At 59.5% G+C, this 13072-nt stretch carries 12 protein-coding genes and 2 pseudogenes; 9 read left to right on the plus strand and 5 right to left on the minus strand.

The annotated features are described in order from the left end of the window. A partial coding sequence (locus tag JTP94_RS05715) for a hypothetical protein (protein WP_204849575.1) occupies positions 1 to 259 on the minus strand: 259 nt, incomplete at its 3' end. A 90-nt stretch (positions 260 to 349) separates the two neighbouring features. Between JTP94_RS05715 and JTP94_RS05720 the strand changes: the two genes are divergently transcribed. The 4 genes and pseudogenes from JTP94_RS05720 to JTP94_RS05735 all read left to right on the plus strand — a co-directional run bounded on the left by JTP94_RS05720 (position 350) and on the right by JTP94_RS05735 (position 2739). Continuing rightward, on the plus strand, positions 350 to 1117 hold the full coding sequence (locus tag JTP94_RS05720; protein ID WP_204849576.1) for a Crp/Fnr family transcriptional regulator: 768 nt from the start codon (positions 350 to 352) through the stop codon (positions 1115 to 1117). Between the two features lie 48 nt (positions 1118 to 1165). Beyond that, a complete protein-coding gene (locus tag JTP94_RS05725) occupies positions 1166 to 1372 on the plus strand; it encodes a hypothetical protein (RefSeq protein WP_204849577.1) in 207 nt (68 codons plus the stop codon). 187 nt (positions 1373 to 1559) lie between these two features. Next, positions 1560 to 1688, plus strand: a pseudogene (locus tag JTP94_RS35330) (PAS domain-containing protein); the annotation flags it as partial. Positions 1689 to 1758: 70 nt separating this feature from the next. Then, entirely contained in the window at positions 1759 to 2739 is a 981-nt protein-coding gene (locus JTP94_RS05735) for an HWE histidine kinase domain-containing protein (protein WP_246754667.1), read from the plus strand. 689 nt (positions 2740 to 3428) lie between these two features. Here JTP94_RS05735 and JTP94_RS05740 read toward each other — a convergent pair. The 4 genes and pseudogenes from JTP94_RS05740 to JTP94_RS05755 form a co-directional block, all read right to left on the minus strand. Next, positions 3429 to 3942, minus strand: a pseudogene (locus JTP94_RS05740) (IS5 family transposase); the annotation flags it as partial. Between the two features lie 207 nt (positions 3943 to 4149). Beyond that, complete coding sequence (locus JTP94_RS05745; protein WP_204849580.1) at positions 4150 to 4938, minus strand: transporter substrate-binding domain-containing protein; 789 nt, start codon at positions 4936 to 4938, stop codon at positions 4150 to 4152. A gap of 217 nt (positions 4939 to 5155) precedes the next feature. Next, complete coding sequence (locus tag JTP94_RS05750) at positions 5156 to 6070, minus strand: proline iminopeptidase-family hydrolase (protein ID WP_204849581.1); 915 nt, start codon at positions 6068 to 6070, stop codon at positions 5156 to 5158. A 54-nt stretch (positions 6071 to 6124) separates the two neighbouring features. Beyond that, positions 6125 to 6907, minus strand: coding sequence for a helix-turn-helix transcriptional regulator (locus tag JTP94_RS05755; protein WP_092574352.1), 783 nt, complete (start codon positions 6905 to 6907; stop codon positions 6125 to 6127). Positions 6908 to 7035: 128 nt separating this feature from the next. Here JTP94_RS05755 and JTP94_RS05760 point away from each other — a divergent pair, with 128 nt between their 5' ends. From JTP94_RS05760 to JTP94_RS05780, 5 genes are read left to right on the plus strand one after another with little or no spacing between them, the layout of a single operon-like run. Further along, positions 7036 to 7926: a proline iminopeptidase-family hydrolase gene (locus tag JTP94_RS05760; protein WP_204849582.1), complete on the plus strand. Its 891-nt coding sequence runs from the start codon at positions 7036 to 7038 to the stop codon at positions 7924 to 7926. Positions 7927 to 7977: 51 nt separating this feature from the next. Further along, entirely contained in the window at positions 7978 to 8916 is a 939-nt protein-coding gene (locus JTP94_RS05765) for an ABC transporter permease (protein WP_204849583.1), read from the plus strand. Further along, on the plus strand, positions 8913 to 9764 hold the full coding sequence (locus JTP94_RS05770; protein ID WP_204849584.1) for an ABC transporter permease: 852 nt from the start codon (positions 8913 to 8915) through the stop codon (positions 9762 to 9764). Before JTP94_RS05765 ends, JTP94_RS05770 begins: the two co-directional genes overlap by 4 nt. Continuing rightward, the gene (locus tag JTP94_RS05775; RefSeq protein ID WP_204849585.1) at positions 9761 to 11470 is read left to right on the plus strand and encodes an ABC transporter ATP-binding protein; all 1710 of its coding nucleotides are present in this window, start codon (positions 9761 to 9763) and stop codon (positions 11468 to 11470) included. Before JTP94_RS05770 ends, JTP94_RS05775 begins: the two co-directional genes overlap by 4 nt. 19 nt (positions 11471 to 11489) lie before the next feature. After that, complete coding sequence (locus JTP94_RS05780; RefSeq protein ID WP_204849586.1) at positions 11490 to 13004, plus strand: ABC transporter substrate-binding protein; 1515 nt, start codon at positions 11490 to 11492, stop codon at positions 13002 to 13004. The last annotated feature ends 68 nt before the right edge of the window (positions 13005 to 13072 follow it).

The raw sequence follows: 13072 nt of genomic DNA on the forward strand, positions 1-13072 counted from the left end.
TCGCCATGTCAGGAGCGCCGGCGATCCAACCGGCCACCGTCGAAACCTGAATGCGATTCCGAGTCGGAGAGGAGAGTTGTGCTATGGAATCCGGCTGGCGACACCCGATCAGGACGACGTCCCGATCAGGCACTAACTGGCGATCTGGGATTGCTACGACACGTCTCGCGATCATTTCGATATCGACGTTGTAATCAGCCGTCGGGAATTCAAGCCGTGCACCGGTACGATTTCGTACAAAAGTTGTTGTGCGGCGCAATTTTTAAGCGCATCCTGATATGTGACGCCAGCCACGCAAGGGCGCTGACGTTTGGAAGATCATCGTGCTTTCGCCCCCTGGAGAGCAACGATGACCCGTCAGAATTTCAGCGTATTTGACAATCGTTTGCTGTGTGCCCTCGCCCCTGACGATCTGCGTCTGCTTGCCCCAAGCCTGGAGAGAATACAGCTTCAACTTCGCCAATCCCTCGAGAGGGCGCATCAGCCGATCGACTTCGTCTATTTTCTCGAGGCAGGTCTTGGTTCGGTGGTGGCAAGCAAAGAGGGCGGCTCGACAGTCGAGGTCGGCCTGTTCGGCCGGGATGGCATGACCGGGACGTCGCTTGTCCAGGGAGATACCGAAAGCCCATTCGACTGCTTCGTCCAGATGGGCGGCTCGGCATTCCGTATTTCTGCCGGCAATCTGCAAGACGCGCTGGCCCAGAGTGCCCCATTGACAGAACTTTTGTTGCACTATGCCCGGGCACTCGGCATCCAGACCACCTATACGGCGCTTGCAAACGGCCAGATCAAACTGGAAGAGCGGCTGGCGCGATGGATCCTGATGGTTCACGACCGCATGGATGGCGACAGCTTTACTGTCACGCATGAATTTCTTGCGATGATGCTGGGGGTCCGCCGGCCGGGTGTGACAGTGGCTCTGCAAACTCTCGAAGCAAAGCACTTCATCAAATCGCAGCGCGGCGAAATTCGCGTGAAACACCGCGATGGGCTGATGGATCTCAGCCGGGGCACCTATGGCCCGGCCGAGATGGAATACGAGCGCCTGACTGGAATTGTACTAGGGAAAACGAAGCCAGTTCCCACTGATGACGCGCCATTGAAACGGCCTGCTTGATCGACAACTGCACCTATTTTGACGTCGGCAACCGCTTAAGGACGACGCATGACCCTATCTTCCAGCGACTATATGGATGAGACCTCGTCGACAGTTCTCATGAACGCCTTTCAGGAGGCGTGTGCCCGGCATGACATCTCACCCGACGGCGACGATGGTGCGGATCTTTTAACCGTCCTTACGTATGCCTTTCAAAAAGGAATGACGACAAAGGATAGGCTGCTCGCCTTCGCGATGAATCTCACTGGCAAATGAAAGCGAAAATTCGCCCGCCGACTCGTTATGCACCTGCGTCGGCGATGGCTTTCAAAATGGACAGGCCGACCTAACGTTGAGAGTCGAGAAAAAGTCGGAAGATCAGATCGTCGCTGAAGGCGAAGCCGAGGGATTTCGCGAGGACCTGGGGCCGTTCGTCGTTGCTGCTGAAGCCACACTCATGCCTATGGTATTCACAAACGCTAGGGAATCGGACAACCCTATCATCTTCGCCAATGACAGCTTCCTCGCACTCACCGGATATGATCGGCAAGAGGTGCTAGGCCAAAGCTTCGATGCCCTGATGGCGCGGGGGTCAGCGCCTGACGTCCTAGCAAGGCTGGCGGCAATATTCTCGGAGGGTGGTGAAAAGGAGCTGGCGATCTTTGAACCACCGGGTGAAGAACACGCTTGCCACGGTGCAATCGATCGTTTCGCAGACCTTGCGGCAGATGTCAGATCCCGAACTTATCCGCGAAGCGATCGAGTCCAGGATTTTCGCCCTTTCCCGATCGCATGATCTGTTGAGCCGTGAGAGCTGGAACGGCGCCGAACTCCACGATCTAGTTGCTATAGCGCTGGCACCGTTCAAGGACGCAGCTTCACAGCCTGAGCGTTTCGTCATCATAGGACAGAAGTTCCGTTTGCCTTCAAAAGCAACCCTGGCGCTCGGAATGGCGATCCATGAACTGGCGACCAATACCGTGAAATACAGTGCACTTTCTAACATTGGCGGTTCGGTTCTCGTCAGCTGGGCGGTCGAACCAGTCTCAGGCGGCAAGGAATTGAGCATCTCCTGGCAAGAGAAGGGCGGTCCGACGGTGACGCCCCCGTTTCGGAAGGCTTCGGTACCAAGCTCCTGGAGCGCGGCCTCGCCCATGAGCTGGATGGCTCGGTTAACCTGCAATACCATGCGGAGGGCGTTTCATGCGCGATCATCATGCCGGTGCTGGACGATCGAAATGAATAAATTGCTGTCGGCCCAGCGCACGCTTATCGTCGAGGACGAGATGATGCTCCTCATGGTGCTCGAAGACATCCTGACCGATCTGGGTTGCGGATCTATTGCTGTCGCCGGGACGATCAAACAGGCGTTGAGCTTGGTCAGCAGCCGACCGTTCGATAGCGCAGTGCTGGATGTAAATCTGAATGGCGAGAAAAGCTTTCCCATCGCCGATGCGCTTGGCGCGCTGGATGTGCCCTACATTTTCGCCACGGGATACGGTATCGATGCGCTCGGTGCCGGCTACCGGGATCGTCCGCTATTGTCGAAGCCTTATAGTTATGTGGATGTTGAGAACATTCTCATCCGACTTCTGCCACATGTCGGAGCGCAACGGGTAATCGGGTCATCGGCGCGGATTTGACGCGATTGTTAGGCTCATTTCCCGGGTCAAAATCACCCTTTGAGGTGATGTGCAGCGCGATCGCAGGCGTCCCGATCAGATCGGTGCAAATTCAGAATTCGGATTGCGTCCGATCTGGGAATGGGATGTTTCTGCATGAAATAATCGAGTTCATAGGCATCGGACACTTTTTTCCGATCTTGCACGAGTTTGATCGCGGTGGCGGTCATCATTTCCCCCTGTGGACCCAAATCAGTTGGGTTCAACTTATCAGGGTCATGTCTCGACTGGTGGAATCGTATAGAAAGAGACAATGTGGCAACCTATCATTGAGACTTGACCCGCGTCCTCATGCGATACGGGTGGCGGCAACCAGCCACTCATTCCGCTGCCCCGGATGCGGGCGCATCATGGGCTTGTTCCCAGGTCGTCATGTAGTCACGGCTGAGCGGAATGGCGTCCGCCCGCTTGGCGAGTTGAACCTGAAACACCATCATTGACCGGAAGCGAAACCCAATTTCGCACAAAACGATAGAATTCCCACATGCGACAGACTCCGGCGGATCTTCGTCAGAAAATCGCAAATATCACAAAGGGTTATTGCCGCATCTGAAGGCGTTAAGCACTGAAAATTGCTTTAAAGAATCTCACATCAAGTGCCGTAGCTAGCCGGAACGGCCGCATTCTTACGATTAAGTGCCAAACGACACCTTATCCGCGAGAAGCGGCGCTCCGGGCTGCAGATCGGACAACAGCCTTTCAGCAATCGGTGCATCTGCGGCCTGACCTGCGGTGAGCTCCATCCGCACCGGTCTACCCTCGGCGTCGACAAGCGCATGGATCTTGGTCGTCAGGCCGCCACGAGAACGTCCCATGCAAGGGTCGGTAGATCCCCCCTTTTTTGCGCTGGCACCATGTTGGTGAACGCGAACACAGGATGAATCGATCATCACAATGTCTCTGTCGTAGTGCTTTGAAACCGCATCGAGAAGCCGATCCCAGACCCCGGCGCTCCGCCAACGGGAGAAACGGTTGTACAGCGTCATTCGCGGTCCACAACGGTCGGGAATATCCCGCCAGGACGACCCAGTTCTAAATCGCCAAAGAATGCCATTGATCACCCGTCGATCATCGACGCGCTCAACACCCCGACTGTTCGTCAGAAGAAAGAAGAAGCGGCTCGATAATGGCCCATTCCTGATCGCTTAATTCGTGACGTCGCATCCAACTCTCCTTTCCAGGAGAGTGAAGCATCATACGCAATCAAACGAAACCCTGTTTATGGGGACGCCCCCTAGTTCAATCCCAAAACGATTCCGCTTAACGCTGACAGACTCTAATGGGATGGACCGGCTGCTTCGCCGCGCGCGATCGTCCACGACATCAACCGGCACCCCCTTTCCGTCTGCGACCCGGACGCGGGCGGGGATGCTACCGTGACAGCGGCGCAACGGGCTCATTGGCAAAACCGGCGTCGTCAAGCGCATGGCGGACGAGACCAGATTTCTTTGCTGCGTCCATGAATACGCTTACGCAAGACAGGGCGGATGGTTTGCCTGGCCCGACCGCGATGGCAATGCCGGTCGACTGGAAGCCGCCGTCCAGAACGCGGGCGCCGGGCAATTGAGGCAACAGCGTCTGGAACGCGTCGCGGGATAGAGCAAGCGCGTCCGCTTTTCCCGTCAGCATGCGCTCGACAGCTTCGGCAATGGACTCCGCCGGCGCGGGCGTCGTCTTCGTGAGAGTGCGCGCCGAGCTGCGTATCGTGGTCGTGTTGGCGATGCCGACGACGCGGACATCCTCCCTGTCCACCCCCGCAAGACTGGTAATGCCGGAAGAGCCCGTGACCAGATAGGTGCTCTCGAGAATGTAATAGGCGGGACCGAACGCAACCCTCTTGCGGCGCTCGTCGTCCACCGGCATGAAACTCACATCGATCTGCCCGCTTTCGAGCGCATCGGTGCATGCTCCCGAATTCGGAAAGTTCACGATCTCCAGGGTAACGCCGAGTTGCAGCGCCAGTGCTTGCGCCATGTCGATCGTCGTGCCGCGATAGTGCCCGGTTTCCCCGTCGAAAGTGGCGAAGACCGCTGAAAGCGCCGGGGCGACGATCACCCCTGCCCGCAGCGCGCCTGTCGAGGTCAATTCCCTGCGGATGGCCTCGCGATCACCCGAGGAGTTGTCCGTTGCTCCTATCGCATTTGCCGTGTCAGGTTCCATATGAGCCTTCTCCATCATTTCCGACTATTTACCGCTATCTTGAGACCCGGCTCTTCTCGCGAAATACCATGACTTGCCTTATCCCGAAACCGGGATTTCCGAGCAATGCCTCGCGCTGGTTGACCGACACGCTGGTCAGTCGATCCGGAACGGCCGCCCCAAGCACATCGTCATCGACGGCACCCGGACCAATCGTGAGGCGAGACGATACGTATTTTCAATCATGCCGCGACAGGAAGGCGGCGACGGTGGCGAGGCAAAGCTCCTTCTCCTCGACATGCGGCATATGGCTGGAATGTTCAAAGAGCACCCATTCGCAGCCGGCGACACGATCGACATAGGGCTTCACCACTTCGGGCGTCGCCTCGTCGTATTTGCCGGAAATCAGCAGCATCGGTGCCTCGATCAGGTGGAGACGGTCCTCGATCGTCCAGTCCTTCATCGTACCGATAACGTGGAACTCCGTCGGGCCGTTCATGTTGCGGTAGACCGTACTGTCTTCGTCCATGATCGCAAAAGTGCGGGCCACTTCGGGCGGCCAAGGCACAACGCGACAGACATGACGGTCGTAGAAGAAGCGGGAAGCGGCAATATATTCCGGATCGGTGATCGTGCCCGCCTCTTCGTGTCTTAGCAACGTATTCTGCACATCCCGCGGCAGCTCGCGGCGCAGCCGGTTGGCTTCGGAAACCCAGGTGTGCATGTTCGCCGGCGAGTTGGCGATGACGAGTGCCTTCAGTCCCTTCGGCTGGCGCACCGCATGTTCCGCACCCAGCATCCCACCCCAGGACTGGCCGAGGACAGCATAGCGATCCTGGATACCGAGATGCTTCAGCAGCGCGTCCAGCTCTTCGAGGAACAGCGCCGGCGTCCAGAAATCGGGGCCTTTTTCCGGCAGGCGCGTCGAGTTGCCGTTGCCGAGCTGGTCGTAATGAATGACGGCGCGGCCATCGATCTCCGTGATGCCCTTGAAGGAGTCGACATAGTCGTGCGTGCAGCCGGGGCCGCCATGGGCAACGACGAGGGGCAGCTTGCCGCTATCGAGCGATCCGGTGATGCGATACCACGTCTGGTATTCGCGAAAGGGCAGGAAGGCTTCTTTCGATGCGACGGCAGCCACGGGTTTCTCCATCTCTTTGACTAGGATGGAAAAAGCATAACGCGGCCTCAAGGCCTGCGGCAGCTATCAGAAGTTATAGGATGGCTCGTTTTCCAGAAGCCGGTAATGCGTGGCCCGCACCACTGCCTGCGTGCGGTTCTTGGCGCCGAGTTTCTTGGCGGCGGCATTGAGGTGCATGACGACGGTCGGCACCGAGCGGTTGATGACGCGGGAAATCTCCTTGGCCGAAAGCCCCTCAGCCGAATGGCGCAGGCACTCCCGCTCCCGCTCCGTCAGCCGCATCTTGCCGACGCTGCGCGCACTGGAATCAAACAGCGCATAGGCCGTCTCGTGGAAGACATGTGCGAGCAGGCCGAAATCGGCGATGTAGCGCAGCGCGTTGCGCTCGAAATCCTTGTTCGCGCCGAAGCGGATGCCAGTCACTGTCGCATAATCGCCGCGCGGCATGTGCACCGGCACGGTGACGCCCGTCGACATGTCGCGTTCGTTGAGGTAGCGCGCAACCGGTTCGGTATTTTCTCCGAGATACCGGTTGATCGCCGTATCGGCCTCGACATTGTAGTTCCAGAAGAACGGTGCCGAGGTGCGCAGCGCCACCTGCTGCACCGGATCGATGCGGAAATAGCCGCGGTCGAGCCAGTATTCGAGCATATCGTCGGAGATGTTGCGCAGCTTCAGAAACGAAGGAACCATGATCTCGCCGTCGAGATCGAAGGGCACCGGCGTATAGTCATAGACCAGAGCTTCGAAACCGAGCTGTTGCATCGCCTCGAAAGCCTGATCGATACGTCCGTCCAGCGTATCATGCGCGGTAAACTTGCGTCTGATCGTTCCGATTTCGTCAAGCATGGAGAACTCCGGCTCACATCCAAACCCCGACCCTATCACTTCTTATAGCTGGTGTGGATCACGGTTTACGGTAAAAATTTAATCATGCCCAAATGTTGAGCAAGAAGAATATTTGCCGGAGTAAGCTGATGTGGCGCGAAATGCAGCCGGATGAACGCATGGAGGTCGAAGTCGATGGGCACAAGGTGATTGCCTATAGCTTCGGCTCCGGCGCGGAGACCGTTTTCTGCCTGAACGGCGGCCCCGGCCTTCCCTGCGATTATCTGCGTGAGGCGCATTCCTGCCTCGTCGACCAGGGTTATCGCGTCGTTGCCTTCGACCAGCTCGGAACCGGTGCCTCCGACCGCCCGACGGATCCGGCGCTCTGGACCATCGGCCGCTATGTCGAGGAGACCGAAACCGTCCGCAAGGCGCTCGGCCTCGGCAAGGTTCATATGCTCGGCCATTCCTGGGGCGGATGGCTCGGGATCGACTATGCGCTGACCTATCCGGAAAACCTCCGGACCCTGATCCTCGAGGACACCGTCGCCGACATGCCGCACCTGATCTCGGAACTAGAGCGACTGCGGGCGGCACTCGGTCCGGAAACCGTGGCGATGATGCAGAAGCATGAGGCACAGGGCACCTACGATCATCCGGAATATATGGCCGCCGTCACCATCCTCAACTATCGCCATGTCTGTCGCCTGCCGGAATGGCCAGCGCCGGTGCGCCGTTCGCTCGACGACTGGAACATGGGGCCTTACGCGACGATGCAGGGGCCGAACGAATTCCTCTATATCGGCAATCTCAAGGACTGGAACCGCATCCCCGACCTGCCGCGCATGACCGTGCCGACGCTGATCACTGTCGGCGAGCACGACGAACTGACGCCCGCCTGCGCGCTACGCATGAAGCTCGCCATTCCCAACGCGGAGTTGAAGGTGTTTGCGAACGCAAGCCACATGCCCTTCTATGAAAACCCCGCCGACTATTATCCAGCACTTCTCGATTTCCTGGCGAGGCACAGGCAGGCATGATGCGACAGGAAGCGTTCGAAAATCGAAGAAGGCAAGGGAGCGAGCGTCATCATGCATCGCTATAGGTTCGTTCTCAGCCGCCCGCTGCAATTCCTGCCCGTCATTTTCGGCATCAGCGTCATCACCTTCATCCTGGTGCGCCTCATTCCCGGCGATCCCGCCCGCAATATTCTCGGCACGCGCGCGACGCCGACGGCACTCGCCAATATCCGCGCCCAATACGGCCTCGATCAGCCGATCTGGCTGCAATATTTCTATTTCCTGAAAAACCTCGCCAATGGCGAGATGGGCAAGTCCATCCTCTACAAGATCGACGTGCTGAAGCTGATTTCCACCCGCATCGAGCCGACGGTGGCGCTCGTCGTCGCCAGCGTCATCCTGTCGATCCTCATCGCCGTGCCGATGGCGGCGATTGCCGCCCGTAACAATGGCCGCGCGGCGGACCATCTCGTACGCATCGTCTCCACCTTCGGCATCGGCTTTCCGCCCTTCTGGCTCGGCCTGATGCTGATCATCCTCTTCAGCGTCGATCTCGGCGTGCTTCCGGTCTCCGGCTACGGCGAGACGCTCGGCGACAAGCTTTTGCATCTTATCCTGCCGAGTCTCACCATCGCGTTGTCGCTGTCGACGGTGCTGACCCGCAGCCTGCGCGCCGCGATGATCGAATCGCTGAAATCAGACGTAGCGACGGCGGCGCGGGCGCGCGGCATGCCGGAGAGCATCGTTTTCTGGCGGCATGTGGTGCCGAATTCGCTGGTGCCGACCATCAATCTGCTGGCGGTCAATATCGGCTGGCTGATCGGCGGCACCGTCGTCGTCGAAAGCGTCTTTGCGCTCCCCGGCATCGGCCAGCTTCTGGTGCGCGCTATCTTCTCGCGCGATTACATGGTGGTCCAGGGCGTCGCCATGGTCTTTGCCTGCGCCACCGTGCTCGTCAACTTCCTCGCCGACATCGTCACCGTCGCCGCCGATCCGAGGGTGACGATATGAGCCTTCAGGCAACCGCCCCCGTTTCCATCGCCTGGCGCCATCTACTCGGCAAGCGGCTCACCCTCGTCATCGGCGGCGGCATTCTCCTGTTCTTTCTGCTGGTGGCGCTCGGCGCTCCGCTGATCGCACCCTACGATCCGATCCTGCAGAATGCCGATGTCCGCCTGCAGGCGCCGTCTTGGCTTCACCCCTTCGGCACCGACAATTTCGGCCGCGATATCCTGTCCCGCGTCCTCTGGGGCACGCGCATCGACCTGCAGATCGCCGTGATCGGCGTCGTCTTTCCCTTCCTGATCGGCACGACTATCGGCACCATCGCCGGTTTCTTCGGCGGCGTGATCGATGCAGTCTTCATGCGGATCGTCGACATCATCCTCGCCTTCCCCTTCCTCGTGCTGATGTTGTCGATCATCGCCATTCTCGGGCCGGGCCTCAGCAGCTTCTATATCGCCATGGCGCTGGTCGGCTGGGTCTCCTATGCCCGCCTCATCCGCGCGCAGATGCTGGTGCTGAAGAACAGCGACTATGCAGTTGCCGCCGTCAGCCTCGGCTTCAGCCGCTTCCGCATCATGTTCCGCCACCTGTTGCCGAATGCCATAGCCGGCTCGATCGTCTTTTCCATGTCGGATGCTGTGCTCGTGCTGCTGAGCGGCGCCGCCGTCAGCTATCTCGGTCTCGGCGTACAGCCGCCGCTGGCCGAATGGGGCGTCATGGTCGCTGAAGGCCAGAGCTTCATCACAACGGCCTGGTGGATCACGCTGTTTCCCGGCCTCTCCATCGTCTGCCTCGCCTTCGGGTTCAGCATGCTGGGCGATGCGCTCGGCGAATTGCTGGGGGTACACGAATGAGCGCCTCCGTCCTTTCCGTCCGCGATCTCACCGTCAAGGCACACCTCGATAGCGGCGAACGCACGCTGCTCGATGCCGTGTCGCTGGATCTCGCCAAGGGAGAAATCCTCGGCCTCGTCGGCGAAAGCGGCTCCGGCAAGAGCCTGCTCTGCCGCTCGCTGATCCGCCTCCTCCCCTCCTCGCTGCTGAAGATCGAGAGCGGTAGTGTCCTGCTCGAGGGCCGCGACCTGACAACAATCAGTGATGCCGACATGCTGAAGGTGCGTGGCGGTGAGATCGGCATGATCTTCCAGAACCCGACCAGCCATCTCGATCCGGTCATGCGGATCGGTAACCAGATCGCCGAGGGTATTCGCTATCATCAGGGCCTCAATGCGCGGGAGGCACGCACTGCTGCCATCGAAATCCTCGGCCAGGTAGGCTTTCCCGATCCTATCAGGCAATATGAAAGCTATCCGCACGAATTCTCCGGCGGTATGCGCCAGCGCGCGATGATCGGCGTCGCCCTGTCCTGCAATCCAAAAATCCTGATTGCCGACGAGCCGACGACCGCGCTCGACGTCACCATCCAGGCGCAGATCCTCAAGCTCCTGATGGACATCCGCGACAAACGCGGCCTCTCCATCATCCTCATCACCCACGATCTCGGCATCGTCGCCCAGACCTGTGACCGCATCGCCGTGATGCGCGGCGGCAAGCTGCTGGAGCAAGGTCCGAAGCGGACGCTCCTGTCGCAGCCGCGCCATCTCTACACGATCGACCTGATCAAGAGCCATCCGTCGATGCCGGACGAGACGGCATCCGTCGCGGAAGCCATAAAAGCCGACACCCCGCTCAAGCCACTCCTCGAAATCGACGACCTGCACGTCCGTTTCAACGTCGGCGGTGGCCTCTTCAAGGGCAGCGCCGCCAGAACGGTCAACGCCGTCTCGGGTGTCAGCCTGCGACTGATGCCCGGCGAGACGGTCGGAATCGTCGGCGAATCCGGCAGCGGCAAGAGCACGCTTGCCCGCGCCATCCTTGGCCTGACGCCGCTCTCCTCCGGCCATATCACCTTTGGCGGCATTGACCTGGCCCAACAGAAAACGGCGGGCCTCGCCAAGCTCAGGCGCGAGGCGGCGATGGTGTTCCAGGACCCCTATAATGCGCTCAACCCTCGCCTGACGATCGGCGAGATGCTCACCGAAGTGCTCAAGGTGCAGGGCAAGGTCGCATCCGCCGATATCCCCGCCCGCGTCGGTGAACTGCTGGACCTCGTCGGGCTGGAGCGCGAATTCGCCAAGCGCAAGCCACGCAGCATGAGCGGCGGCCAGTGCCAGCGCGCCGGCATCGCCCGCGCGCTCGCCGTCGCCCCTCAGCTCATCATCGCCGACGAATGCGTCGCCGCACTCGACGTCACCATCCAGGCGCAGATCATCGAACTCTTCCGCGAGCTGACGCGGAAGATGAACCTGACCCTGCTCTTCATCGCCCATGATCTCGCCATCGTCCGCAATCTCTGCGAACGCACCGTCGTGATGTATGGCGGCGAGATCGTCGAGGAGGGCCTGTCCGAGGAGATCTTCGCGCGTCCGAAACACCCCTATACGGCCTCGCTCATCGCCGCCATTCCGGACATCGACCCGGACAAACAACTCTTTGCCGACACCGATCTTCGCGCCGAAAACAACGTCGCCGAAATCCTGCCTTTCAAACGCATGCCATAACAACCAAGGGAACGATCTTATGACCAGCAGATGGAAATCAATCGGGCTCGCGGCCATCGTCGCCGGCCTCACCCTCACCGCAACCTATGCCGAAGCAGCCGGCGTGCTGACCATCGGCCGCCGCGAGGATTCGACCACGTTCGATCCGATCAAGACGGCGCAGAACATCGACAACTGGGTCTTCTCGAACGTCTATGACGTGCTGATCCGCGTCGACAAGACCGGCACCAAGCTGGAGCCCGGCCTTGCCGAAAGCTGGACCACATCCGATGACGGCCTCACCTACGTCTTCAAGATCCGCGACACGAAATTCTCCGACGGCTCGCCGTTGACGGCCGAGGACGCCGCCTTCAGCCTGCTGCGCATCCGCGACGACGCGGCTTCGCTCTGGAGCGATTCCTACAAGGTGATCGACACCGCGGTTGCAACTGACGCCCATACGCTGACGATCAAGCTCAAGCATCCCTCCGCGCCCTTCCTGTCGACGCTGGCGCTGCCGAACGCCTCGGTCATCTCCAAGAAGGGCATGGAGACGCTCGGCCCCGACGCTTACGCCGAAAAGCCGATCGGATCCGGCGCTTTCTCCGTCGAGGAATGGCGGCGCGGCGACCGCATTATCCTCAAGAAGAACCCCTACTTCTGGCAAGCCGACCGGGTGAAGCTCGACGGTGTCGAATGGATTTCCGTGCCGGATGACAATACCCGCATGTTGAACGTTCAGGCCGGTCAGCTCGATACGGCGATCTTCGTTCCCTTTTCCCGCGTGGCGGAGCTGAAGAAGGACCCGAACCTCAATGTCGACATCGACGCTTCGACCCGCGAGGATCACCTCCTGGTCAACCACGCGCATGGCGAGCTCGGCAAGAAGGAAGTCCGCCAGGCCCTCGACCTCGCCATCGACAAGAAGGCGATCGTCGATGCCGTTACCTTCGGCCAGGGCACGGTCGCCAATTCCTACATTCCGAAGGGCGCGCTTTATCATTACGCCGACAACCTGCAGCGCCCCTACGATCCGGAAAAGGCCAAGAAGATGCTGGCCGACGCCGGCGTTTCCAACCTGACGCTGACCTATCTTCTGCGTGCAGGCGACGAGGTCGACGAGCAGACGGCCGTGCTGGTGCAGCAGCAATTGCAGAAGGCCGGTATCACCGCCGACCTGCAGAAGGTCGATCCGAGCCAGGAATGGGATATGACGGTCGCGGGTGACTACGACATCTCGGTCAACTACTGGACCAACGATATTCTCGACCCGGACCAGAAGACGACCTTCGTGCTCGGTCACGATTCCAACAACAACTATTCGACCAATTACAAGAACGAAGCGGTCAAGGAACTGGTCGCCAAGGGGCGCCTGGAGCTCGATCCGAAGAAGCGCGAGCAGATGTATATCGATCTGCAGAAGATGGCGAAGGACGATGTCAACTGGATCGATCTCTATTACAGCCCCTATATCAATGTCTCGCGCAAGAACATTGAAAACTTCTACCAGAACCCGCTCGGCCGTTTCTTCCTGGAAGATACCGTCAAGAACTGATCAGATAGCTGCGATGATCTCCGCCACCCCATCGGGTGGCGGCGTTTTTATCAACTGGGCGAGAGTAA

It is taken from the genome of Martinezella lusitana, assembly GCF_016901135.1.
Taxonomy (GTDB): domain Bacteria; phylum Pseudomonadota; class Alphaproteobacteria; order Rhizobiales; family Rhizobiaceae; genus Rhizobium; species Rhizobium lusitanum_D.

Excerpts from the sequence above, each read along its gene's own strand:
- JTP94_RS05760 (WP_204849582.1), top strand. The coding sequence starts at position 7,036 with ATGTGGCGCGAAATGCAGCCGGATGAACGCATGGAGGTCGAAGTCGAT.
- JTP94_RS05750 (WP_204849581.1), bottom strand. The coding sequence starts at position 6,070 with ATGGAGAAACCCGTGGCTGCCGTCGCATCGAAAGAAGCCTTCCTGCCC.
- JTP94_RS05755 (WP_092574352.1), bottom strand. The coding sequence starts at position 6,907 with ATGCTTGACGAAATCGGAACGATCAGACGCAAGTTTACCGCGCATGAT.
- JTP94_RS05765 (WP_204849583.1), top strand. The coding sequence starts at position 7,978 with ATGCATCGCTATAGGTTCGTTCTCAGCCGCCCGCTGCAATTCCTGCCC.
- JTP94_RS05780 (WP_204849586.1), top strand. The coding sequence starts at position 11,490 with ATGACCAGCAGATGGAAATCAATCGGGCTCGCGGCCATCGTCGCCGGC.
- JTP94_RS05725 (WP_204849577.1), top strand. The coding sequence starts at position 1,166 with ATGACCCTATCTTCCAGCGACTATATGGATGAGACCTCGTCGACAGTT.
- JTP94_RS05720 (WP_204849576.1), top strand. The coding sequence starts at position 350 with ATGACCCGTCAGAATTTCAGCGTATTTGACAATCGTTTGCTGTGTGCC.
- JTP94_RS05745 (WP_204849580.1), bottom strand. The coding sequence starts at position 4,938 with ATGGAACCTGACACGGCAAATGCGATAGGAGCAACGGACAACTCCTCG.
- JTP94_RS05775 (WP_204849585.1), top strand. The coding sequence starts at position 9,761 with ATGAGCGCCTCCGTCCTTTCCGTCCGCGATCTCACCGTCAAGGCACAC.
- JTP94_RS05770 (WP_204849584.1), top strand. The coding sequence starts at position 8,913 with ATGAGCCTTCAGGCAACCGCCCCCGTTTCCATCGCCTGGCGCCATCTA.